This window comes from Nocardioides pakistanensis (genome assembly GCF_054781215.1).
This window is the reverse complement of record NZ_BAAGUV010000007.1, coordinates 34260-56207: the sequence shown is the minus strand read 5'-3', so window position 1 is coordinate 56207 and position 21948 is coordinate 34260. Positions and strand designations below refer to the sequence as shown.

Here is a 21948-nt window from a genome sequence, read left to right as displayed (position 1 = left end):
CGCCGCCGGTCGGCTAGTGTGACGCGCGTGGCGCGAAGAGTCTTCCTGCACGTGGGTCTGCCGAAGAGCGGGACGACCTACCTGCAAGCCGTCGTCGGCAAGAACAAGTCCGAGCTGAGGGAGCGGGCCGGGCTGCTGTATCCCGGCGCGACCTGGGCTCGCCAGGTCGACGCGGTCCGCGACGTGCGCCGGATGAAGCTGCCGCCCGCCCAGCAGAAGACGGTGCCCGGGGCCTGGGACCGGCTGGTGGCGGAGATGCGGGCCTGGCCCTCGGACGCGCTGATGTCCATGGAGTGGCTGTGCATGGCCACCGCCGCGCAGGTGGTGCGGATCGCCGACGACCTCGCCGACACCGAGACGCACGTCGTGTTCACCGTCCGCGACGTCGGCCGGACCGTGCCGGCGGCGTGGCAGGAGTTCGCGCAGAACCGGTCGACGTGGCGCTGGCCGGAGTTCCTCGAGCAGGTCAGCTCCGAGCAGGCGATGGAGACCGAGGCCGGGCTGGCCTTCTGGCAGCAGCAGGACATGGAGCTGCTGCTGGAGCGCTGGTCGGCGCTGGCGCCGCCGGAGCGTCTCCACGTGATCACCCTCCCGCAGAGCGGCGCCGACCCGGCCGAGCTGTGGCGGCGGATGGCCGCGGTCCTGGGGATCGACGCCGAGGGCTACGACCTCAGCGACCTGGGCTCGAACGCCTCGCTCGGCATGGAGTCCGCGGAGCTGATGCGCCGGATCAACGAGCGGCTGCGGGGGCGCGGGATCGGCATGCCCGCCTACAACAACCTGTTCAAGCACCGGCTCGCCAAGCAGGTCCTCGCGGCACGGAAGGCCGAGGAGTCCAAGGTCGTGCTGCCCGCGGAGTACCACGACTGGGCCCGGGCCCGCGCCGACCAGCAGATCCGCGCGATCCAGGCCTCCGGCGCACAGGTGGTCGGCGACCTCGAGGACCTGCGGCCCCGGCTGGACGCCGCGAAGGCCCCGGCCCGCGCCGTCGAGCCGGACCCGGCGGCGGTCCTGGACGCCGCGGTCGAGGCACTGATCCCGTTCGTCCTGGACTCGCGGCGCCGACGTGGGGCGCCGAGGCGCCTGGCCCCCGCCCCGGCGGTGCCTGCCGCCGAGCCCACCACGCCCGGCGGGCCGATCGCCCGGGCCCGGCACGCGGTGGCCGAGCGGGTCCGCGGCCGTTCCGCCAAGGAGCTCCTCCTGGCCGCCGGCCGGCGCGTGCGCCCGACCACGGGTGCCCGCTGATGGCACGCCGGGTCTTCCTGCACGTCGGCAGCCCGAAGACGGGTACGACGTTCCTGCAGGAGGTGCTCTGGTCGCAGAAGGACCTCGCCGCACAGCAGGGCCTGCTCCTGCCGTTGGACGCGTTCTTCGACCACTACCTCGCCACGCTCGAGGTGCGTGACATCGAGCCGCAACCGCAGGACCTCGAGCGAGCGGCCGGGGTGTGGGGCCGCATCGTCGAGGCCGCCCACGACTGGGACGGCGACGTGCTCGTCTCGCACGAGCTGTTCGCGCCCGCCACCGCCGAGCAGGCGCAGCGGGCGATCGCGTCGTTCGGACCGGGCACCGAGATCCACCTCGTGCTGACGGTGCGGGACCTGGTCCGCCAGATCCCCGCCGAGTGGCAGGAGCACGTCAAGCACCGCTCGACGTCGACCTTCGACGAGTTCGTCGCCGACCTGCGCCGGGAGGACCCCCGGACCTGGTTCTGGCAGGTCCAGGACTTCGTCGACGTCCTGCGGCGGTGGGGCTCCACCCTCCCGCCCGAGCACGTCCACGTCGTCACGGTCCCTGCGCCGGGGCAGCCGCCGACACTGCTGTGGGAGCGGTTCGCCGGCCTCCTCGGGCTGGACCCCTCGACGTTCACGACGACCGGGCTGCGCGCGAACACCTCGCTCGGCTACGAGCAGGCCGAGCTGCTGCGCCGGGTCAACTCCGCGCTCGGCGACCGGCTGCCGCTGCCCGGCCCCTACGCCCCCGACGTGAAGTCGATGTTCGCCGAGCGGGTGCTGGCCGCCCAGCCGGGCTCGAAGCTCGCGCTCGCCGGGGAGGGCCACGGCTATGCCGTCGAGCGCTCCGAACGGCTGGCCCGGGACATCGCCGCCCTCGGCGTCGACGTGGTCGGCGACCTCGGCGAGCTGGTGCCCGACGCCGCGGCGGCCACCGCCCCGGTGCCTCCGCCGGACGACGCCGCGGTGCTCGGCGAGGCGGTGGCCGCGCTGACCGGCCTGCTCGAGGAGTACTCCGCGCTGCGACGACGCGCCCAGCGCGAGCGGGTCGAGCTGCAGGAGCTGCGCCTGCACGAGCACGAGATGCGCGAGCACACCACCAAGCAGGTCCTGCGCGTGCTCAGCGAGCGCTGGGAGTGGGCCGGGAAGGCTCGAGGGGTTGCCCGTCGTACCCGGGACCGGGTGCGCGAGGTCCGCGGCGACCGGGGCTGACCGCTCGGGCCGGCCGGTCGGTCACGACGAGCCGGTTCGTCACAACAGGTCAGCTGAACGGTTGTGACGGTGAGATGGCCGGTTCGGCTGTCACAACAGCTCACCTGAACGGTGGTGACGGTGGGAGGAGCGGGCGGGGCCGGAGGCGGAAACCGCTCGACCCGGGCATCGGCCCATGGCAGGCTGGCACCCGAACCGCACCGAGGAGGTTGGCAATGGCCGCGAAGAGCAACGGCTCGGGCAACAACGAGGACCTGAAGGCCAAGATGCGGGAGGCCCTGGCGCGCAAGCAGGGCAACGACCGCGGCGTCGACCACCCCGCCGGCAACCGGGAGAAGGCACACGGTCCCGAGGTGCTCGGGGGAGCCCCGAAGATGCACCGCCGCAAGGCCGGGGGCTGAGCCGCGGGCTACGCGTGAGTAACACCACCCGCCCCGGCACTCCCGCGCGACGCCGCGTTTCGGCACGATAGGGCGCACCGCCGACGTCGAGACAACAGGAGTGTGTGGGATGCAGTTCGGTCGCAGCTACGAGGAGTTCGAGGTCGGGGCCACCTACAAGCACTGGCCCGGCAAGACGGTCACCGAGTACGACGACCACCTGTTCTGCCTGCTCACGATGAACCACCACCCGCTCCACATGGACGTCAACTACGCCGAGAACACCACCCAGTTCGGCAAGAACGTCGTGGTCGGCAACTACGTCTACTCGCTGCTGCTCGGGATGAGCGTGCCCGACATCTCCGGCAAGGCGATCGCCAACCTCGAGATCGAGTCGCTGCGCCACGTCGCGCCGACCTTCCACGGCGACACCATCTACGGCGAGACCACCGTGCTCGACAAGTGGGAGAGCAAGTCCAAGGACGACCGCGGCGTCGTCCACGTTGAGACCATCGGCTACAACCAGGACGGCAAGGTGGTCTGCATCTTCCGCCGCAAGGTGATGGTGCCCAAGGAGAACTACCTCGCCGAGCGCGGCGGCGAGCAGCCGGGTCGCCCGGTGCCGCAGCCGGACAAGAACTGGCCGGGCGAGAAGACCGACTGAGCGACTCCCGTCCGGGCAGACCGTGAGGAGAACCACGCCCTCACGGTTTGTCCGGTCGCGCGTGCCGTGGCAACGTCGAGACAGTGAGTGTCCAGACAGCCCCTGACAAGGCACAGCAGAAGACGTTCTTCGGACAGCCCCCGGTCCTGGCCAACCTGTTCGGCGTCGAGCTGTGGGAGCGGTTCTCCTTCTACGGCATGCAGGGGATCCTGCTGATCTACCTGTACTACGCCGCAGCCGACGGCGGTCTGGGGATGGACAAGGCGACCGCGGCCGGGATCGTCGGCGCCTACGGCGGTCTGGTGTACCTGTCGACGATCCTCGGTGCCTGGGTCGCCGACCGGCTTCTCGGCTCCGAGCGCACGCTCTTCTACAGCGCCTCCGTGATCATGCTCGGGCACATCGCGCTGGCGCTGCTGCCCGGCTACCTCGGGGTCGGCGCGGGCCTGATCCTGGTCGGCGTCGGCTCGGGTGGGCTCAAGGCCAACGCCACGTCGCTCGTCGGCAGTCTGTACGACGAGCAGGACCCCCGCCGTGACGCCGGCTTCTCGCTGTTCTACCTCGGCATCAACCTCGGTGCGCTCGCCGGGCCGCTGCTCACCGGTCTGGCGCAGAAGAACTGGGGCTTCCACTTCGGGTTCGGCCTCGCCGCGATCGGCATGGCCGCCGGCCTGGTGCAGTACACCCTGGGCCGGAGCCGGCTGCCGGAGCAGTCGCACCACGTCAGCAACCCGCTGCCGCCGGAGCGTCGTCGGGTGGCCGGTGCTGTCGCGGTCGCGGCGGTCGCCCTGATCGTCGTACTCGTGCTCTCGGGGCTGCTCACGGCGACCAACCTCGAGAACGTCGTGATCGGCGCGATCATCGCGGCATCCGTGGCGTACTTCGTGGTGATCCTGACCAGCTCGCGGGTCACCAGCGTCGAGCGCAGCCGGGTGGTGGCGTTCATCCCGATGTTCATCGCCAGCGCGGCCTTCTGGTCGCTGTTCCAGCAGCAGTTCACGGTGGTCACGATCTACTTCGACGAGCGTGTCGACCGGACGATCCTCGGCTGGGAGATGCCGGTGTCGTGGGCGCAGTCGATCAACCCGGTGTTCATCATCCTCATGGCCGGCGCGTTCGCCGGCCTGTGGACCCGCCTCGGCACGCGCCAGCCGTCGACGCCGGTGAAGTTCGCGCTGGGCACCGCACTGATGGGTGTCGCGTTCCTCGCCTTCATCCCGATGGCCGGCGGCGGCGCCAACAGTGCGCCGTTCCTCGGCCTGGTCGGGGTGCTGTTCCTGTTCACCGTCGCCGAGCTGCTGCTCTCCCCGGTCGGTCTGTCGCTGGCGACCAAGCTGGCGCCGGCGATCTTCCGGACCCAGATGGTCGCGCTGTTCTTCCTGTCGGTGGCGCTGGGCTCGGCGATGTCGGGCTGGCTGGCCGGCTTCTACAGCGCCGAGAACGAGACTGCCTACTTCGGGGTGCTCGGTGGGGTGGCGATCGGGCTCGGTGTCCTGCTCGCCGCGGCCAGCCGGCCGATCCGCAAGCTGATGGCCGGAGTGCACTGAGCCTGCGACCTCAGCCGGACCCGCGGTCGTCCAGCACGCCCCAGCCGTCGAGGGCCTCCACGAGCCCGGGCGCGCAGTCGAGCGCACGCACCTCGTCGGGCGTGAACCAGCCCACCTCGGCGGCGTCGTCGCCGGCGACCGCAGATGCGGGGTCGGCGTCGGGGGAGAGCCGGCAGCGGTAGTCGCTGATCGCGTACACCGACCCGTCGGGCGCGTCGCGCTCCACGGTCCCGACCAGCTCGTGCACGCTGACGGCGAGGCCGGTCTCCTCCAGCACCTCCCGGGCGGTGGCCGCGGCGTCGGCCTCACCGGCCTCGACACGGCCCCCGGGGACCGACCAGCGGCCCTGCGCCGGCTCCTGGCCGCGTCGGACGAGCAGGATCCGGCCGTCCGCGTCGTGCACCACGGCGCCGACACACGGCACCCGCCTGCGCTCCATGCCACACAGGGTATGCCGCGCCTTCCTTGACGCGGACCGGCCAGGGCAGGACGGTTAGCCCATGAGTCTCGCCGCCGGCTGCCCTCGCTGCACGTCGCCCGTGTCCGAGGACGACGACGGCTGGCACTGCGACACCCACGGTCGGATCAGCCCGTTGTGGCGGCCTGGGGTCGCCGCCTACGAAGGGATCGCCGAGCACCTGCGACGCGCCGGTGCGACCCCGACCCTGGTGCCGTGGCCGCTGGCCCCCGGCTGGATGATCACCGACTTCGGGTGCGTGGCCGACGGTGGCCAGGACGCGCACGCAACCCTGGTCTCGTGCAACGGGGTCACCGACGCCGACGGCGTGGTGGAGCTGACCATTGTCTCGGAGGAGCCCGGCGTCGGGCTCGGCGCGCGTTGCGCCGGTCTCGACCGCACCGACCCCGGCGCCGAGATCGGCGACGGTCCGCCGCACGCGAGAGTGCGGATCGACGGCGTGACCCTTCCGCTCTGGTCGGTCTCGACCGCGGACGCCACGGCCGACCTGGACCGTTCGGTGTTCGCGGGGGAGGCGCACGGGCGCTGGCTGTGGCTGGTGCTGCGCCCGGCGTCGGCCGCGCTGCTGCTGTGCGACGAGTGGCTCCTCGCCGACGTGGCCGGGCTCGGTCCGGAGCTGCTCGAGATGCCCTTCGGCGGAAACCCGCCTCCCTGGTGAGGGGTGTCGCCGGGCCCCACTAGGCTGCCTGGGTGCGCATCGACCTCCACACCCACTCCGACCGGTCCGACGGCACCGACACGCCGCGTGACCTGGTGCGGCGGGCCAAGGAGTGCGGGATCGACGTGCTGGGGCTGACCGACCACGACACCACCGAGGGCTGGGCCGAGGCGGCCGAGGCAGCCCTGGAGGCGGGCATCACGCTGGTCCGCGGCCTGGAGATCAGCTGCAAGCTCGCCGGCCACGGCGTGCACCTGGCGGCGTACCTGCCCGATCCGACCTACGAGCCGCTCGCGGCCGAGCTGCGCCGGATCCTCGACGGCCGCGACGCCCGCCTGCCGGCCACGCTGCAGAAGCTCCGCGACGTGGGGATCGACATCCACGAGCACGACGTACGCCGGCTCGCCTCCGGCGCCGCGGCGGTCGGCCGACCCCACGTGGCCGACGCCCTGGTGGAGAAGGGGGTGGTCACCCACCGCGGCGAGGCCTTCGACAAGCTGCTCGGCTCGCACGGGCCCGCCTACGTCCCGCGCTACGCCGCCCCGCTGGAGGCGATGGTGCGCACGGTCCGCGAGGCCGGCGGCGTCAGCGTCATCGCCCATCCCTGGGCCAAGCGGCACAACTTCGAGGCGCTCGACGAGGAGCGGTTCGCCGCGCTGAAGGAGCTCGGCCTGGCCGGCCTGGAGGTCGACCACGAGGACCACGACCCGCAGACCCGGGACCGGCTGCGCGCGGTCGCCCGCAACCTCGGGCTGGTCGTGACCGGCTCCAGCGACTACCACGGTGAGGGCAAGCTCGACCACGAGCTCGGCTGCAACACCACCGCCCCCGACGAGTACGCCCGGCTGATCGAGCTGGCCCATGCCTCGGCCGCATCCTCCGGCCGCAGCACACCCGAGGTGCTCAACCCGTGAGCTGGCTCGACTACGTGCTGATGACCGAGGTCTTCGTGACGCTGTTCGTGATCATGGACCCGATCGGCACCATCCCGATCTTCCTGTCCCTGACCAGTGGCCGCTCCTTCGACGCGATGCGCCGCGCCGCGTGGCAGGCCGTCGCGGTGTCGTTCGGCGTGATCGTGGCGTTCGCGTTCTTCGGCCAGCAGATCCTCGACTACCTCAACATCTCGCTGCCCGCGCTGCAGATGGCCGGTGGCCTGCTCCTGCTGCTGATCGCCCTGGAGCTGCTGACCGGCAAGCAGTCCTCGGTCAGTGCCGGTCCCGAGGGCAACGTCAACGTCGCCCTCGTGCCGCTCGGCACGCCGATGATGGCCGGACCGGGTGCCATCGTCGCCACGATGGTGTTCTCCGACCGCGTCGACGGGGTGGCGACGTTCGGCGGGGTCGCGCTCGGCGTGGTGCTGGTGCACGTCGCGCTGTGGGTGTCGATGCGGTTCTCGGTGCCGATCCTGAAGGTGATCCGCGAGAGCGGAGTGCTGCTGGTCTCCCGGATCGCCGGTCTGCTGCTCTCGGCGATCGCGGTGCAGCTGATGGCGAACGCGATCCGGGCGTTCCTGGCGGGCGAAGGCTGAGCCCCTGCGACGCGGCCCAGTCGCGCGGCGCGCGAGTGCTACTTGCGGCCGAGGCCCTGGAACCGGGCCTGCAGCGAGGACGGCGTGTAGCGCGCGACCGCGGCGAGCACCTTGTAGCGCTTGCTCGGGATGGACACCGACTTCCCGCGGTCGAGGTCGGCGAGGGCGTCGCGGACCAGCCGGTCGGCGTCGAGCCACATCCACCGCGGCGCGGAGTCGCGGCCCACTCCCATCCGCTGGTGGAACTCCGTGCGGACAAAGCCCGGGCACACCGCCATCGCGCGGACCCCACGGTCACGGTAGGTCAGGTCCAGCCACTCGCTGAACGACACGACGTAGGCCTTCGCGGCGCTGTAGGTGCCGCGCGGCAGGAACGCAGCGACGCTGGCGACGTTGACGATCCACCCCTCGCCCCGCTCGAGCATCGGCCCGATCGCGGCGTGACTGAGCCGCAGCACCGAGGTGACCAGTACGTCGAGCATCTCCTGCTCTGCCTCGATCGGGTTCTCGGTGAACGGGTGCTTGTGGCCGAACCCGGCGTTGTTGACCAGCACCGAGACCGGGCGGGCCGGGTCGGCCAGACGCGCCTCCACGACTGCCAGGTCGTCGCGGTCGGCGAGGTCGGCGGCGATCACCTCGACCTCGACCGCGTGCTCGGAGCGGAGCTGCTCGGCCAGCTGGTCCAGTCGGGTCCGGTCACGGGCCACCAGGACCAGATCGTGCCCTCGGGAGGCGAGCGCCTCGGCGAAGGACCGGCCGATCCCGGCGGTGGGGCCTGTGACGAGGGCGGTTCCACGGGGCATGGCGCACAGCATTCCACGAGACGGCAGCGCCCCCGCCAGGGGTCTCGGGCACAATGAACGCGATGAAGACTCAGATCCTCGCCGTCGCGAACCAGAAGGGCGGCGTCGCCAAGACGACCACGGTGGCCTCCCTCGGCGCGGCGCTGGCCGAGCAGGGCAAGCGGGTCCTGATCGTGGACCTGGACCCCCAGGCCTGCTTGACCTTCTCGCTGGGTGTGGACCCCGAGGACCTCGACCTGTCGGTCCACCACGTGCTGACCAAGGGCGTCGACGCCGCGGACGTGATCCTCGAGACCGACGACGGCGTCGACCTGCTGCCCGCGACGATCGAGCTCGCCCGAGCCGAGGCCGACCTGCTCACCCGCACCGGGCGGGAGTACGTGCTGCGCGCCGCGCTCGAGAACCTCGAGGGCTACGACTGGGTGCTGCTGGACTGCCCGCCGTCGCTGGGGGTGCTCACCGTGGCGGCGCTCACCGCAGCCGGCGGCGTGCTGATCCCGCTGCAGTGCGAGACCCTCTCGCACCGCGGTGTGGGGCAGCTCCTCGACACCGTCCACGACGTGCGCCGGTTCACCAACAAGAAGCTCTCGGTGTGGGGCGTGCTGCCCACGTTGTACGACGGGCGCACCAACCATGCGCGCACCGTGCTGGAGACCATCTCCGACACCTACGACCTCGACGTGATCGAGCCGCCGATCCCGAAGTCGATCCGGTTCGCCGAGGCTCCGGCGGCCGGCCGGTCGATCCTGGCCACCGCCCGGAAGACCCGCGGCGCCGACGCGTACCGCGACGTGGCCGTCAACCTCATCGAGAAAGCGACGTCGGGCTCCTAGACTCAGGCGGCATGAGGCAGCGTTCCGGGGCGCACGTGTCTGCCCGCCGGGTCCGCCCGCGTTATGGGCGGATCGCCTCGATGCTGTGCTCGGTGGCGGTGACCTCCGTGGCGGTGCTCGGCGCCGCCGGGGTGCTCCCCACGACGACGGGGCGGCCCTCGCCCCTCGAGGTGACCGCCGCGAGCGTCGTACCCGTCGAGGAGGCGATGCGGCTCACTGGCTTCACCGCACCGGTCCGGAGCACGGCCGCGGTCGCGGCCGTCACCGCCGAGTCCGACGAGCTGCCGACCTCGTCCGGCCACGGCAGGCGGGTGGTGTTCGACATCAGTGCGCAGCGGGTCTGGCTCGTCGACGACGGGGACCGGGTGCGGCGCACCTACCTCGTCTCGGGCAGCCTGACCGACAACCTGCAGCCGGGACGCTACGAGGTGTACTCCACCTCCCGGCACGCCGTGGGCGTCGACGACTCCGGCACCATGCAGTACATGGTCCGGTTCGCCCACGGCGAGCAGGCGCCGATCGGCTTCCATGACATCCCCGTCGACCGTGGCGAGCTCGTGCAGACACGTGCCGAGCTCGGCACCCCCCAGTCGCACGGCTGCATCCGGCAGTGGCGTCCGGACGCCCGCGCGCTGTGGTACTTCGCGACCGTCGGCACGAAGGTGGTCGTGACCGCCTAGGTCAGTCGTTCGAGGTCTTGGCCGCCTCGTTGCTGCGCGTCCGGCGACGCCTGCGGTTGCGGCTGCGCGCCGGCTTCTCCTCACCGTCGGCGGGTGCCTGCGTCGCGGTGGCCTCGGACGCGCCACCCTGGTCGGCCTGGCCACCGCGGGTCCGGGTCCTGCTGCGCTCGCGGCGCGGCCGCTCGCTGCGTCCGCTGCCCGCCTCGCGCGACCTCGGCTCGCGGGCCGACGGCTCCGCGGGCTTCTCGGGCACGATCCGGCCCTTGGTGCCCGGCGCGATGCCCTGGTCGTGGAAGAAGTGCTCCGAGGTGGAGTACGTCTCCGGCGGGTCTTCGAACGGCAGGTCGAGCGCCTTGTTGATCACCTTCCACCGGGTGATGTCGGCCCAGTCCACGAAGGTGATCGCGATGCCGGTGGCGCCGGCGCGCCCGGTGCGGCCGATCCGGTGGACGTAGGTCTTCTCGTCCTCGGGGCAGCTGTAGTTGATCACGTGGGTCACGTCCGCGACGTCGATGCCGCGGGCCGCGACGTCGGTGGCGACGAGGACCTTGAGCTTGCCCTCGCGGAACTTGGTCAGCGCCTTCTCGCGGGCCACCTGGGGCATGTCCCCGTGCAGCGGGCTGCTCGGGAAGCCGCGCTCGGCCAGGTCGTCGGCCACCCGCTGCGCCTGACGCTTGGTGCGGGTGAAGACGATCGTGATCCCGGAGTTCTCCGCCTGCAGGATCCGCGCGAGCATCTCGGGCTTGTCGAGGTCGTGGACCTGGTAGATGAACTGTGCCGTCGCCGGCACGGTCTGCTCGTCGGAGGAGGACTCCGCGCGGATGTTCATCGGGTGGCGCATGTGGACGCGGGCCAGGCTCACGATCGCGGCCGGCATGGTGGCCGAGAAGAGCATCGTCTGCCGGGTCTCGGGCGTCTTCGCGAGCAGCTTCTGCACGTCGGGCAGGAAGCCGAGGTCGAGCATCTCGTCGGCCTCGTCGAGGACCAGGACCTTCACGTGCGAGAGGTCCAGCGACCGGCGGTTGGCCAGGTCGAGCAGCCGGCCCGGCGTACCGACCACCACGTCGACGCCGGCCGCGAGGGCGTCGAGCTGGGGCTCGTAGCCGACGCCGCCGTAGACGGTGAGGATCCGGGTGCCGCGGTCGGCGGAGGCCGTCTTGAGGTCGTTGGTGACCTGGAGGGCCAGCTCGCGCGTCGGCGCGATGACCAGCGCCTGCGGCTTGCCGGGCGCCGCGAGGTCGGCGAAGTCGGGGTCGTGCGGGGCCAGCGTGCGCTGGATCAGGGGGATGCCGAAGGCGAGCGTCTTGCCGGTGCCCGTGCGTGCCTGGCCGATCAGGTCGGTGCCCATCAGGGCCACCGACAGGGTCATCTCCTGGATCGGGAAGGGGGTCGTGATGCCGGCGCGCTCGAGGGCGTCGGCGATCTCGGGGAGCACCCCGAGTTCTCTGAAGGTAGTCAGGGGTCTTGCCTGTCTCTCTACGTAATGTCTCCCCGAGTCTATCGGTAGGCTGCGCGCATGACCGACTTGCCGCTGGAGCCCCCTGCTACGGAGCCCGTCCCCGGCGGTGCCGGACAGACCCCGCTGGTGTTCTCCGACCCGACCTACCGGGCGGCGGTGGTGGACCTGCTCGGTGCGATCGCCTACGGCGAGATCTCGGCGTTCGAGCGGCTCGCGGAGGACGCGAAGATGGCTCCGGCCCTGGAGGACAAGGTCGAGCTGGCAGCCATGGCCTCGCGCGAGTTCGGGCACTTCGTCAGCCTGCGCGACCGGCTCGCAGAGCTCGGCGCGGACCCGTTCGCGGCGATGGAGCCCTTCCGCGGACCGGTCGAGGCCTTCCACGCCCACACGGCACCCCGGGACTGGCTCGAGGGGCTGATCAAGGCGTACGTCGGAGACGGGCTGGCCGCCGACTTCTACCGCGAGATCGCTGCCTTCCTCGACGTCGAGACCCGCGAGCTGATCATCGACGCGCTCGAGGACTCCGGCCAGGCGGAGTTCGTCGTCGACCGGGTCCGCAAGGCCATCGACGCCGACCACCGGGTCGGGGGTCGGCTGGCGCTGTGGGGACGGCGGCTGATGGGCGAGGCGCTCTCGCAGGCCCAGCGGGTCGCTGCCGAGCGCGACGCGCTGGCCGCGCTGCTGTCCGGCGGCGTGGACCGGCCGGGCATGGACCTGGCCGCGATCGGCCGGATGTTCACCCGGCTGACCGAGAACCACGCCAAGCGGATGGCCGCGCTGGGCCTGGCCTCCTGACAGCCGCTGCGGTCAGCTGCGGAAGCCGACCTGGCCGATCGTGGGGGAGCCGAGCTCGACGTAGGCCAGCTTGTCGAGCGGAACGATCACCCGGCGGCCCTTGTTGTCGGTCAGGGAGAGGACCCCGCCCTCACCGGCCAGTGCCTTCTCCACGGCAGCCACGATCTCGTCGCCCTCCTGGTCGGTGTCGAGGACCAGCTCACGGTTCACGTTCTGGACGCCGATCTTGACCTCCATGGGAGGACCTCCTCGTTGCTCGCGCCGGGACCGACCCGGCGGTGATCAGGGAACCCTCGGCTCTCGCCGGGGCGTGTACGACGACCCTACAGTCGCCCGGGGCAGCGGCTGAGTCCGCAGGATCGACCCGTGCCTGCTCGGCCGGTCAGGGCTCCTCGTGGCGGGGGAAGCCGCTGATGCCTCGCCAGGCCAGGCTCGAGACCAGGTTTGCCGCGTCGTGCTGGCCGATCCCGCGCCGGTCGTCGAGCCAGAACCGTGCGCTGACCTGCGCCATGCCGACCAGGGAGACCGCGAGCAGCCGGGACTGCGCGTCCGGCAGGCCGGTGTCGTCGTGGATCACCGCGGCGACCAGCGAGGCGGTCTCGGTCGTCACCCGGTCGACCCGCTCGCGCACCGCCGGCTCGTTGGTGAGGTCGGACTCGAACACCAGGCGGAAGGCGCCGTGCGCGTTGGCGACGTAGTCGTAGAAGACCCGCATCGTCGCGGCGACGCGCTCCTTGTTGTCCTCTGTCGACTCCAGCGCCTTGCGGGTCGCCTCGATGATCGTGTCGCAGGACTGGTCGAGCAGCGCGAGGTAGAGCTCGAGCTTGCCGGGGAAGTGCTGGTACAGCACCGGCTTGGAGACGCCGGCGCGCTCGGCGATGTCGTCCATCGCGGCAGCGTGGTAACCCTGGGCGACGAAGACGCCGAGCGCGGACTCCAGCAGCTGGGCTCTGCGGGCCGTACGGGGCATGCGACCGCCGCGCGGCCGCTCCTCATCCATGGTGGACACGTGTCGTCGCCTCTTTCGGTTCTCGTGCCGACGGAGCAGAAGACTACTCTCCGGTAATCCTCGTATCCGGACGATGTCCGAGGACGCGCCCTCAGGTCCTCACCTGCCGTCCCCGGAACTCACTAGTGAACCTGGGCCATTTCGGCAGGACAAAGCCGGACGTAGCGCGACCGGGTGGGGCCATTCAGGTCCAACGGCCTTGTGGCCCGCGACGGGCAGGTCGATAGTGAGAGCAGGGGGTTGGAACCTTCGGGGAGGGGTCCCCGAAGGAAAGGTTGGGGGGCTACACATGCGCCCGACGACGTTCTCGGGCAAGCGACCGGTGCACGTCCGGTCGGGGGATCACTTGTGCTCACAGGCTCCATGTCGGCCTGCCCACGGATGCTCGCATCGGGCAACAGATGGGGTGGGATGGCGATGCGCACAACACGCAAGGCCCGGAGGCTCCGGGAACGGCTGACGGCCGTACTGGCGGTGGCGGGGGCCGCAACACTCATGACGGGGTTCATCGTCACCGGCACGGCCGGGACGGCTTCCGCCGAGGTCGGGAGCGAGGGACGCGGTGGTCAGGACCACTGGTACGTCTGCAAGTACGTCGGGAAGCCAGGGGTCGACGAGCGGCTGCAGACGGGGAACAACCCGATCCGGCTCGCAGCCCCGGCGATCAAGATCAGTCCTGTGGTTCCCGGGAAGTACTTCGCGGACGCGCAGGACGATTCCTATGTGCTGGTGAAGGACGAGGGGCAGCCAGCACCGACCGTGGCCGACTGCCCGGCTCCGCGACCGACCGTTGTCACACCGGCAGCACCGACCTTCACGGACCCGACGTGTGACAACAAGAAGGCGACCCTGACCGGTGCCGACGACACCGATGCTGTCGACTACACGGTGGAGGGTCCGATGGCTCCGGGCGGCACGGTGGTCGTGACCGCCCAGGCGAAGGCCGGCTACGCATTCCCCGAGGATGTGGTCACCAGTTGGTCGCACAACTATCCGACGATCGAGTCGCTGGAGTGCGGCGGCGGTCACCAGACCATCGTCGTCACGCCCGAGGGGGAGCCGGTGTTCAAGGACCCGTGCGGCACGAAGTTCGACAAGACGATCGTGCCGGAGGACACCCGCCTGGTCGACTGGGAGAAGACGTACGAGGGCAGCACGGTCACGGTGACCGCGCAGCTGCGGCCCAACCTGCCATCGCACTACGTCCTGGCCGAGGGGGACTGGACGTGGACGTACACGTTCACCGACGAACCCTGCTTCGTGAAGGTCGACCTGGACCTGAGCTTCGTGCCGGACTGTGTGGCCACCCACCAGTGGAAGGTGACCAACCCGTCCGACGTCGCGGTGACGGCCTGGTACGGCCTGGGCAAGTCGGTGCTGGTGCCGGCCCACGGGACCGCGACCTTCACCACGGATGCGGAGAAGGACTACGCGTGGATCTTCTGGGGTGGCAAGGGGACCGGCATCTGGCCGGGATTCGACAAGGAGCACGCCGGTGCCGACCGCACCGACTGCAACTACACGCCGCCCCCGCAGCCGGTGCTGATCCCGGTGACGCCTGAGATCACCTACACCGACCCGTGCGGCACCGAGGACGACACCGTCAACGGTGTGACCAAGGCCGGCTACACGTTCGTGGTGGACCAGGTCGCGGGCAAGGTCACGTTCACGGCGGCCCCGGGGTACTACATCTCGGGTCCGGCGACGCTGACCGCGCCGTGGACCGACGTCCCCTGCCCGGTCGAGGCGACCCCAGTGGCGCCGACGGTCGTGCAGTCCGACGAGTGTGAGGTCGAGGGCAGCTACACGATCCCGGACACCCCGGGCGTGCAGTACCTCATCGACGACGAACCGGTCGAGCCCGGCACCTATGAGGGTCCGATCGCGGCCGTGGTGACCGCGGAGGCGGTGGGCAACACCGTCCTGACGGTCGAGGACTGGTCGTTCGACCTGGTGGTCACGCCGGCCACCGACTGTGAGGTCGCACCGACCGAGGCCGCCGACGTCTGCACCAACATCAAGGGTGCCCAGACGGAGGTCCCCGAGGGGTACTCGCTGGTCGAGGGTCTGTGTGTCGCGGACGAGGTCGCACCGACCGAGGCCGTGTCGCCGGCAGCGCCGGCTGTCGGACCGGTGGTCGTCCCCACCGCGGTCGACGCCGGACTGCCCGGCCCGACCAGTGTTGAGACCGGCATCGGATCGCCGCTCGGGCTCGGCCTGATCGGCGCGGGTCTGATGATGCTCCTCGCAGCCGGAGCGCTGCAGACGGGTCGACGTGAGCGTGGGACTCACGAGTTCTAGGAGGAGACGACCCGGGCGCGGAGGCCTCTCCCTGACGGTCTCCGCGCTCGGGCTTGCCCTGGCCGTGGTCGGTGGCGTCGTCGCCGCACGGTCGGGTCCGCCGCCGGAAACGGCGGTCGCCGAGCCGGGGTCGCAGCAGGTGCCGCCGTTCGTGGCGGCGCCGCGGGTCCGGCTCGAGCCCATCAGCGGGAAGCGAGCGCGACCTCATCCGGGCCGGCCCCGGGCTGATCGGGCGCGTGGTGTCCCGCTCAGGCTGGCGCTGCCACGGCTCGGTGTCGACGTCCCGGTCGTCGAGACGACCGCCCCGGCAGGGATCCTCGAGCCGCCGCCCGATCCCCAGGTGCTCGGCTGGTGGGCCGACGGCGCGGTGCCCGGGGCCCGCCGAGGCTCGGCGCTGGTCACCGGCCACACGGTCAGCACCGGTGGCGGGGCCCTGGACGACCTGGAGCTGATGCGGGTCGGCGACCGGGTGAGGGTCCGTACGGCGACCGGCGTGATCGGCTACCGGGTGACCGGGGTGCGCACCTACCGCAAGGCCAGCCTGGCCCAGGACGCGCACGAGCTGTTCAGCCAGACCGTCCCGGGTCGCCTCGTGCTGGTCACCTGTGAGGACTGGGACGGGTCCGTGTGGCGCAGCAACGTGGTCGTGATGGCCCGACCGGTCGGCTGAGGGGCCGCCCCGGACCGACACAACACGCGACGCTCCACCGATCGGACAGTGCGGCGGCGCCGTACGACCGGCGTACGGGCCGACGTTCGGCCGACCGGTCTAGGGAGAGCGGACCACGCGCGACCGGCCGAACGGGTGATCTTTGCGCGACACAAGCCCACCAATCCGGACAGGTCGGACTTGGTCGTCTCGCAGGCGATTGTCGCCACTGCGGGCCGACGGAAGACTGACCCGTGGGGGGGGGCAGACCGACAGGATCGGTCACGGCGGCCGTGTCGCATGCGCGCAGGCAGCCGGCCCTGGGGAAACCAGTGGGGTGGATTCACATGCACAGCAGGACTCTGCGTGCGCGCAGCCGTCGCAACGTCCTTCGCAGGACATTCGCGACCGGCGGCGTCGTCGCGCTCCTCATGAGCCTCTTGGTCATCGTCGGCGCCGGCACCGCGCAGGCTGCCGGAACGCCGGCCGCCGGTGGCGCGAAGACCGCCACGGCCTCGATGACCTGGGGCAGCGACTGCTACTCCAAGGCGGTCGTCAGCCGGACCAAGTCCGGCAAGGTCAAGCTGACCGGCGGGGGCCACGACAAGTGGGGCGGCAAGGACAAGTGGGGCAAGGACCACGACAAGAAGTGGGACTGGAAGGACTGGGACTGGGACAAGAAGAAGAAGGACTGTCCGCCGCCCAAGAAGCCAGACCCGATCGTCAAGGAGGTGCCCTCCACCACGGTGGACTGCGCCAGCGAGAAGGTCGTCACCACGATCACCCGCACGACCATCGACTGGGTCCTGGTGGGCAAGAAGTGGGTCCAGACCGCGCCGGTGGTGACCACCAGGACCGAGTCCCGCTCGGCCACCAAGGCCGAGCTGAACCAGGCGAACTGCCCACCACCGAGCAAGCCGGACCCGATCAGGTCGGCCGTGCCCTCCGAGCGGGTGGACTGCACCTCGCAGGAGGTCATCACCACCACGAGGTTCACCACGATCGACTGGAGCTACGACGCCGCGAGCCGCACCTGGGTCAAGCAGGCTCCTGTCGTCGAGGAGCGAATCACCGGCCGTCGTCCGGCCACTGCCGCGGAGCTGAACCAGGCCAACTGTCCGCCGCCGACCAAGCCGCGGCGTGAGGTGACCGTCGAACGGTCGAGCAGGGTCGACTGCACGAGCAAGAACGTCGTCACCACGACGATCACCACCACCGTCGAGTACGTGTACAACTCCACGACCCGCACCTGGGTCAAGGGGACGCCGGTGGTCACCCGGGACACGGCGAGCCGCCCGGCGACCGACGCCGAGCTCGACGCCGCGGGATGCGAGCAGCCCGAGGAGCGCCGGCCGATCGTCCGGTACGACGTCGTCGAGACCGTCGACTGCACCGCGGACGTGGTGACCACCAAGACCACCCGGACGACGAGGACCTGGTCGCAGGTCAACGGCACCTGGGTGCTCGGTGACCCGGTCACCGTCGTGGTCGACACCAGCACCCGCAAGCCCACGCAGGCCGAGTGCCCGGACGAGGTCGCGGGTGTCGAGACCGAGGCGCCGACGCCGTCGCCGGTGGCCCCGCCCACGACGTCGTCGCCGACGCCGATCGCCCCCGTGGTGGTCGCGCCGACCCCGACGCAGAGCGTGGTCGTCCCCGAGGCCGTGCCGACCTCCGTCGCGGCCGGGGTGGACAGCGAGGCGGCACCGTCCCGTGCCGTCGAGGCGATCACCCGCAGCATGGTCGGTCCGCTGCTGGTGGGCGCCGGACTGCTGGTCATCCTCGTCGCGGTGCACCTGAGGCGTCGCGGACGTGGCGTCCACGAGGTCTAGGCCGACGTCCGGGCGCGGGGGCCTGTCCCTGACGGTCTCCGCGCTCGGGCTCGCCCTCGCGGTGAGCGGTGGCGTCGCGACCGCCCGGTCGGCGGACGGCTCACTGCGCGCGGGCGAGGGTTCGCGGGCATCCCTGCCGCCCTACACGGTGGCGCCCGCGGTCCGGTTCGAGGCGGCTAACCCCCCAGGGCCGCCTCGAACCACCCCCCGGCCACCGCGTCGGCTCGTCGTGCCCCGCCTGGGGATCGACGCCAAGGTGGTCGGGGTCGAGGCGCCCGGCGGTGTCCTGCTGCCGCCGGCCGACCCTCAGGTGCTGGGGTGGTGGCGCTCGGGCGCCCGCCCCGGCGCCGTACGCGGCTCCGCCCTGATCACCGGCCACACGGTGAGCAGCGGCGGCGGGGCCTTCGACGACCTCGAGCGGCTACGCCGTGGTGACCGGGTGAGGGTCCGTACGGCGGCCGGGTCGCTGCTCTACGAGGTCAGCGGCGTCCGGATCTACCGCAAGGCCGGCCTGGCCCGGGACGCCGCGGAGCTGTTCAGCCAGTCCGTGCCCGGACGGCTGGTGCTCGTCACCTGCGAGGACTGGAACGGCACGACGTACCTCAGCAACGCCGTCGTCGTCGCCGAACCCGTGCCCTGACCGCGCCGCCGGGGTCCGGATCGCGGACCGCCGGCCACGCTCGTCGCCGGCCCGGGAGAGCATGAGGGAACATGCTGGACCGCTCGGTTGTTCAAACCAGACCGGCAGTCCGAAAACCCACGAGGAGCACGCGTGTCCCTTCCAGCCCTGGTCGAGCCCGCCGACGAGCTCACCATCGACGAGGTCCGCCGATACAGCCGGCACCTGATCATCCCCGACGTCGGGATGACCGGGCAGAAGCGGCTGAAGAACGCCCGGGTGCTGGTGATCGGCGCCGGTGGTCTCGGCAGCCCGGCGCTGCTCTACCTCGCCGCTGCCGGTGTCGGCACGATCGGCATCGCGGAGTTCGACGAGGTCGACGAGTCCAACTTGCAGCGCCAGATCATCCACGGGCAGAGCGACATCGGGAAGTCCAAGGCGCAGTCGGCCAAGGAGTCGATCCTCGAGGCCAACCCGTACGTCGACGTCGTGCTCCACGAGGGCCGGCTCGACAACGACAACGTGCTGGGCATCTTCGAGCAGTACGACCTGATCGTCGACGGCACCGACAACTTCGCGACCCGCTACATGGTCAACGACGCCGCCGTCCTCCTCGGCAAGCCCTACGTGTGGGGGTCGATCTACCGCTTCGACGGGCAGGCATCGGTGTTCTGGGCCGAGCACGGCCCTTGCTACCGCTGCCTCTACCCCGAGCCCCCGCCGCCGGGCATGGTCCCCTCGTGCGCCGAGGGCGGCGTGCTCGGCGTGCTGTGCGCCAGCGTCGGCTCGATCCAGGTCAACGAGGCGATCAAGCTGCTGACCGGGATCGGCGAGCCGATCCTCGGGCAGCTGATGATCTACGACGCCCTCGAGATGGAGTACCGCAAGATCAAGGTCCGCAAGGACCCCAACTGCGCGATCTGCGGCGAGAACCCGACGGTGACCGAGCTGATCGACTACGACGCGTTCTGCGGTGCGATCAGCGAGGCCGCGGCCGACGCCGCCGTCGGCTCGACGATCTCGGTGACCCAGCTCGAGACGATGCTCAAGGAGCGGGAGAACGGCGAGCGCGACTTCGTGCTGATCGACGTACGCGAGCCCAACGAGTTCGAGATCAACCAGATCCCCGGCTCGGTGCTGATCCCCAAGGGCGACTTCCTCAACGGCACCGCCATCGAGCAGCTGCCGCACGACAAGCAGATCGTGCTGCACTGCAAGTCCGGCGTGCGGTCCGCCGAGGCGCTCGCGGTCGTGAAGGGCGCGGGGTTCAACGACGCCGTGCACGTGGGCGGCGGCGTGGTGGCCTGGGTGAACCAGATCGACCCGTCGCAGCCGTCGTACTAGACCAGCGTTTGGGGCGTGACCTCCCGAGGGCATCGTCGTTGTGCTTGCCACAACCCTGATGCTCTCGGGAAGGAGCACACCTTCATGGCCGTTCGGACCCGCGCCGCTGTTGCCACGCTCGCCAGCGCCGTCCTCGCCACCGCCGCCATCGCGGCGACCAGCACGTCGACCGCAGCCGCCCCCACCTGGGCGCCCGCGGACTCCGCGACCATCCACCCGGGCGTGCAGATGTACACCGCAGGCGCCCAGTGCACCGGCAACTTCGTCTTCACCGACAGCTCCTCCAACGTCTACGTCGGCTACGCCGCGCACTGCGCCGGCACCGGCGAGGCCACCGACACCGACGGCTGCGACGCGGGCTCCCTGCCGCTCGGCACGAAGGTCGACTTCGTCGAGGGCGGCAGCCTGGTGACCTCCGGTCAGACGGTCGGCACCGGCACCCTGGTCTACAGCAGCTGGCTGGCCATGCAGGAGGCGGGCACCACCGACGCCGACACCTGCGCCTACAACGACTTCGCGCTGGTCAAGGTCGACTCGCAGTACGTCGGCGACGTCAACCCCTCCATCCCGTTCTGGGGTGGCCCGATGGGCATCAACACCGACGGCACCGGGATCGGTGAGACGGTGTACTCCTTCGGCAACTCCAGCCTCCGCGGGGGCATCGAGGTGCTCTCGCCGAAGCAGGGCACGAGCCTCGGCACCTCCGGCGGCGGGTGGACCCACCCGGTCTACACCCTGACCCCGGGAGTCCCCGGTGACTCGGGCAGCGCCTTCCTCGACGCCGAGGGCAACGCGCTCGGCACCCTGTCGACGCTGGCTCTGGCACCGCTGGCCGGTTCCAACGGTGTGGGCGACCTGAACCACGAGCTCAACTTCGCCAAGCAGCACTCCGGCATCGCCGGTCTGTCCCTGGTCCAGGGCACCGAGCCGTTCTCTCCGCTGCTCTGATCCCTGCCCAGCACGTCGAGCAGGGCCCGCTCCCCAGCCGGAGCGGGCCCTGTGTCTTCCCCGGAGGTAGTTGTGCCCACCCCTCGCACCGCACGGCGCCGTCCTGTCCGCCGGCTGGCCCTGGCTCTCGCCGCTCTGCTGAGCGTCGCGCCTGCGAGCCCGTCCCTGGCCGTCGCGCCGGCCGACGGAGGACGCTGGGCCCCGGCTGACCGGGCGACGATCACGCCCGGGGTGCAGATGTACACCGCAGGCGGCCAGTGCACCGGCAACTTCGTGTTCACCGACCGGCGCCGGCGCGTCTACGTCGGCTACGCCGCGCACTGTGCGGGCACCGGCGAGGCGACCGACACCGACGGCTGCCGGGCGGGCTCCCTGCCCCTGGGCACGCGTGTCCGGTTCGCTCGCGGCGGCTCCGCCGTCACCGAGGGCACGACGGTGGGGTCGGGCCGGCTCGTCTACAGCTCCTGGCTCACCATGCGCCGGCTGGGCACGGACGATCCGGACGCCTGCGCCTACAACGACTTCGCCCTGGTCCGGGTCGGCCCGGCACACGTGCGCAAGGTCAACCCCAGCGTGCCGTTCTGGGGCGGTCCCGTGGGGCTGCGCCGGACCCTCCCCGCCGAGGGCGAGATCGTGCACTCCTTCGGCAGCTCCAGCCTGCGCGGCGGCCTCGAGCCGCTCTCACCCAAGCAGGGGCTCGCGCTCAGCAGCTCCGGCGGCGGCTGGAGCCACCTGGTCCTCACCCTGACCCCCGGTGTCCCGGGCGACTCCGGCAGCGGGTTCCTCGACGCGGAGGGCCGAGCCGTCGGCACGCTGTCCACGCTGACCATCGCGCCGCTGGCCGGGTCGAACGGGGTCGGCGACCTGCACCGCGAGCTCGCCTTCGCGCGCCGGCACGCCGGCATCCCCGGGCTCCGGCTGGTGCGCGGGACCGAGGAGTTCTCCCCGATCCTGTGAGCTCGCGGCACTACCCT

At 71.3% G+C, this 21948-nt stretch carries 23 protein-coding genes; 18 read left to right on the top strand and 5 right to left on the bottom strand.

What is annotated here, in order from left to right; all coding sequences use genetic code 11:
• Window positions 1-27 precede the first annotated feature (27 nt).
• The 5 genes from ACYVIH_RS03230 (at window position 28) to ACYVIH_RS03210 (ending at window position 5035) form a co-directional block, all read left to right on the top strand.
• A complete protein-coding gene (locus ACYVIH_RS03230) occupies window positions 28-1245 on the top strand; it encodes a hypothetical protein (protein ID WP_460865929.1) in 1218 nt (405 codons plus the stop codon).
• Entirely contained in the window at window positions 1245-2444 is a 1200-nt protein-coding gene (locus tag ACYVIH_RS03225; RefSeq protein WP_460865927.1) for a hypothetical protein, read from the top strand. The genes ACYVIH_RS03230 and ACYVIH_RS03225 overlap by 1 nt, the downstream gene beginning before the upstream one ends.
• A 215-nt stretch (window positions 2445-2659) precedes the next feature.
• Complete coding sequence (locus ACYVIH_RS03220; protein ID WP_460865924.1) at window positions 2660-2845, top strand: DUF5302 domain-containing protein; 186 nt, start codon at window positions 2660-2662, stop codon at window positions 2843-2845.
• Between the two features lie 109 nt (window positions 2846-2954).
• Window positions 2955-3488 carry a MaoC family dehydratase gene (locus tag ACYVIH_RS03215; RefSeq protein ID WP_460865922.1) on the top strand — a complete coding sequence of 178 codons (534 nt, stop codon included), beginning with the start codon at window positions 2955-2957 and terminating at the stop codon, window positions 3486-3488.
• A gap of 83 nt (window positions 3489-3571) precedes the next feature.
• On the top strand, window positions 3572-5035 hold the full coding sequence (locus tag ACYVIH_RS03210; RefSeq protein WP_460865920.1) for a peptide MFS transporter: 1464 nt from the start codon (window positions 3572-3574) through the stop codon (window positions 5033-5035).
• A 10-nt stretch (window positions 5036-5045) separates the two neighbouring features.
• On the opposite strand, the gene ACYVIH_RS03205 is transcribed toward ACYVIH_RS03210, so the two are convergent.
• Window positions 5046-5474, bottom strand: coding sequence for an NUDIX domain-containing protein (locus ACYVIH_RS03205; protein WP_460865918.1), 429 nt, complete (start codon window positions 5472-5474; stop codon window positions 5046-5048).
• 61 nt (window positions 5475-5535) lie between these two features.
• Here ACYVIH_RS03205 and ACYVIH_RS03200 point away from each other — a divergent pair, with 61 nt between their 5' ends.
• The 3 genes from ACYVIH_RS03200 to ACYVIH_RS03190 are packed head-to-tail and all read left to right on the top strand — an operon-like array spanning window position 5536 to window position 7702.
• The gene (locus tag ACYVIH_RS03200; protein ID WP_460865916.1) at window positions 5536-6171 is read left to right on the top strand and encodes a DUF6758 family protein; all 636 of its coding nucleotides are present in this window, start codon (window positions 5536-5538) and stop codon (window positions 6169-6171) included.
• Window positions 6172-6203: 32 nt separating this feature from the next.
• Window positions 6204-7085: a PHP domain-containing protein gene (locus ACYVIH_RS03195; protein ID WP_460865914.1), complete on the top strand. Its 882-nt coding sequence runs from the start codon at window positions 6204-6206 to the stop codon at window positions 7083-7085.
• A complete protein-coding gene (locus ACYVIH_RS03190) occupies window positions 7082-7702 on the top strand; it encodes a MarC family protein (RefSeq protein WP_460865912.1) in 621 nt (206 codons plus the stop codon). The genes ACYVIH_RS03195 and ACYVIH_RS03190 overlap by 4 nt, the downstream gene beginning before the upstream one ends.
• 38 nt (window positions 7703-7740) lie before the next feature.
• Here ACYVIH_RS03190 and ACYVIH_RS03185 read toward each other — a convergent pair whose 3' ends face one another.
• Window positions 7741-8505, bottom strand: coding sequence for an SDR family NAD(P)-dependent oxidoreductase (locus ACYVIH_RS03185; RefSeq protein WP_460865910.1), 765 nt, complete (start codon window positions 8503-8505; stop codon window positions 7741-7743).
• A gap of 62 nt (window positions 8506-8567) precedes the next feature.
• Here ACYVIH_RS03185 and ACYVIH_RS03180 point away from each other — a divergent pair, with 62 nt between their 5' ends.
• The gene (locus ACYVIH_RS03180) at window positions 8568-9338 is read left to right on the top strand and encodes a ParA family protein (protein WP_460865908.1); all 771 of its coding nucleotides are present in this window, start codon (window positions 8568-8570) and stop codon (window positions 9336-9338) included.
• Between the two features lie 11 nt (window positions 9339-9349).
• Window positions 9350-10018, top strand: coding sequence for a L,D-transpeptidase (locus tag ACYVIH_RS03175; RefSeq protein WP_460865906.1), 669 nt, complete (start codon window positions 9350-9352; stop codon window positions 10016-10018).
• A 1-nt stretch (window position 10019) separates the two neighbouring features.
• On the opposite strand, the gene ACYVIH_RS03170 is transcribed toward ACYVIH_RS03175, so the two are convergent.
• Window positions 10020-11453, bottom strand: a complete 1434-nt coding sequence (locus ACYVIH_RS03170) for a DEAD/DEAH box helicase (protein ID WP_460865904.1) — start codon at window positions 11451-11453, stop codon at window positions 10020-10022.
• 81 nt (window positions 11454-11534) lie between these two features.
• Here ACYVIH_RS03170 and ACYVIH_RS03165 point away from each other — a divergent pair, with 81 nt between their 5' ends.
• Window positions 11535-12272 carry a ferritin-like fold-containing protein gene (locus ACYVIH_RS03165; protein ID WP_460865902.1) on the top strand — a complete coding sequence of 246 codons (738 nt, stop codon included), beginning with the start codon at window positions 11535-11537 and terminating at the stop codon, window positions 12270-12272.
• A gap of 12 nt (window positions 12273-12284) precedes the next feature.
• Here ACYVIH_RS03165 and ACYVIH_RS03160 read toward each other — a convergent pair whose 3' ends face one another.
• On the bottom strand, window positions 12285-12509 hold the full coding sequence (locus ACYVIH_RS03160) for a DUF3107 domain-containing protein (RefSeq protein ID WP_460865901.1): 225 nt from the start codon (window positions 12507-12509) through the stop codon (window positions 12285-12287).
• A 145-nt stretch (window positions 12510-12654) separates the two neighbouring features.
• On the bottom strand, window positions 12655-13272 hold the full coding sequence (locus ACYVIH_RS03155) for a TetR/AcrR family transcriptional regulator (protein WP_460865970.1): 618 nt from the start codon (window positions 13270-13272) through the stop codon (window positions 12655-12657).
• Between the two features lie 426 nt (window positions 13273-13698).
• Here ACYVIH_RS03155 and ACYVIH_RS03150 point away from each other — a divergent pair, with 426 nt between their 5' ends.
• From ACYVIH_RS03150 to ACYVIH_RS03120, 7 genes are all read left to right on the top strand, one after another.
• A complete protein-coding gene (locus ACYVIH_RS03150; RefSeq protein WP_460865899.1) occupies window positions 13699-15582 on the top strand; it encodes a hypothetical protein in 1884 nt (627 codons plus the stop codon).
• Window positions 15557-16252: a class F sortase gene (locus ACYVIH_RS03145; RefSeq protein ID WP_460865897.1), complete on the top strand. Its 696-nt coding sequence runs from the start codon at window positions 15557-15559 to the stop codon at window positions 16250-16252. Before ACYVIH_RS03150 ends, ACYVIH_RS03145 begins: the two co-directional genes overlap by 26 nt.
• Window positions 16253-16578: 326 nt before the next feature.
• Window positions 16579-18063: a hypothetical protein gene (locus ACYVIH_RS03140; RefSeq protein ID WP_460865895.1), complete on the top strand. Its 1485-nt coding sequence runs from the start codon at window positions 16579-16581 to the stop codon at window positions 18061-18063.
• Window positions 18064-18292: 229 nt separating this feature from the next.
• Entirely contained in the window at window positions 18293-18703 is a 411-nt protein-coding gene (locus ACYVIH_RS03135; RefSeq protein WP_460865893.1) for a class F sortase, read from the top strand.
• A 132-nt stretch (window positions 18704-18835) separates the two neighbouring features.
• Complete coding sequence (gene moeZ / locus ACYVIH_RS03130; RefSeq protein WP_460865891.1) at window positions 18836-20026, top strand: adenylyltransferase/sulfurtransferase MoeZ; 1191 nt, start codon at window positions 18836-18838, stop codon at window positions 20024-20026.
• 84 nt (window positions 20027-20110) lie between these two features.
• On the top strand, window positions 20111-20974 hold the full coding sequence (locus tag ACYVIH_RS03125) for a hypothetical protein (RefSeq protein WP_460865889.1): 864 nt from the start codon (window positions 20111-20113) through the stop codon (window positions 20972-20974).
• A 72-nt stretch (window positions 20975-21046) separates the two neighbouring features.
• Complete coding sequence (locus ACYVIH_RS03120; RefSeq protein ID WP_460865887.1) at window positions 21047-21931, top strand: hypothetical protein; 885 nt, start codon at window positions 21047-21049, stop codon at window positions 21929-21931.
• Window positions 21932-21948: the final 17 nt, after the last annotated feature.

What these genes read in the sequence shown, in the direction of transcription:
- ACYVIH_RS03225 (WP_460865927.1), top strand. Translation starts at nt 1,245, where the DNA reads ATGGCACGCCGGGTCTTCCTGCACGTCGGCAGCCCGAAGACGGGTACG.
- ACYVIH_RS03220 (WP_460865924.1), top strand. Translation starts at nt 2,660, where the DNA reads ATGGCCGCGAAGAGCAACGGCTCGGGCAACAACGAGGACCTGAAGGCC.
- ACYVIH_RS03215 (WP_460865922.1), top strand. Translation starts at nt 2,955, where the DNA reads ATGCAGTTCGGTCGCAGCTACGAGGAGTTCGAGGTCGGGGCCACCTAC.
- ACYVIH_RS03205 (WP_460865918.1), bottom strand. Translation starts at nt 5,474, where the DNA reads ATGGAGCGCAGGCGGGTGCCGTGTGTCGGCGCCGTGGTGCACGACGCG.
- ACYVIH_RS03200 (WP_460865916.1), top strand. Translation starts at nt 5,536, where the DNA reads ATGAGTCTCGCCGCCGGCTGCCCTCGCTGCACGTCGCCCGTGTCCGAG.
- ACYVIH_RS03185 (WP_460865910.1), bottom strand. Translation starts at nt 8,505, where the DNA reads ATGCCCCGTGGAACCGCCCTCGTCACAGGCCCCACCGCCGGGATCGGC.
- ACYVIH_RS03180 (WP_460865908.1), top strand. Translation starts at nt 8,568, where the DNA reads ATGAAGACTCAGATCCTCGCCGTCGCGAACCAGAAGGGCGGCGTCGCC.
- ACYVIH_RS03175 (WP_460865906.1), top strand. Translation starts at nt 9,350, where the DNA reads ATGAGGCAGCGTTCCGGGGCGCACGTGTCTGCCCGCCGGGTCCGCCCG.
- ACYVIH_RS03165 (WP_460865902.1), top strand. Translation starts at nt 11,535, where the DNA reads ATGACCGACTTGCCGCTGGAGCCCCCTGCTACGGAGCCCGTCCCCGGC.
- ACYVIH_RS03160 (WP_460865901.1), bottom strand. Translation starts at nt 12,509, where the DNA reads ATGGAGGTCAAGATCGGCGTCCAGAACGTGAACCGTGAGCTGGTCCTC.
- ACYVIH_RS03155 (WP_460865970.1), bottom strand. Translation starts at nt 13,272, where the DNA reads ATGGATGAGGAGCGGCCGCGCGGCGGTCGCATGCCCCGTACGGCCCGC.
- ACYVIH_RS03150 (WP_460865899.1), top strand. Translation starts at nt 13,699, where the DNA reads ATGCGCACAACACGCAAGGCCCGGAGGCTCCGGGAACGGCTGACGGCC.
- ACYVIH_RS03140 (WP_460865895.1), top strand. Translation starts at nt 16,579, where the DNA reads ATGCACAGCAGGACTCTGCGTGCGCGCAGCCGTCGCAACGTCCTTCGC.
- ACYVIH_RS03125 (WP_460865889.1), top strand. Translation starts at nt 20,111, where the DNA reads ATGGCCGTTCGGACCCGCGCCGCTGTTGCCACGCTCGCCAGCGCCGTC.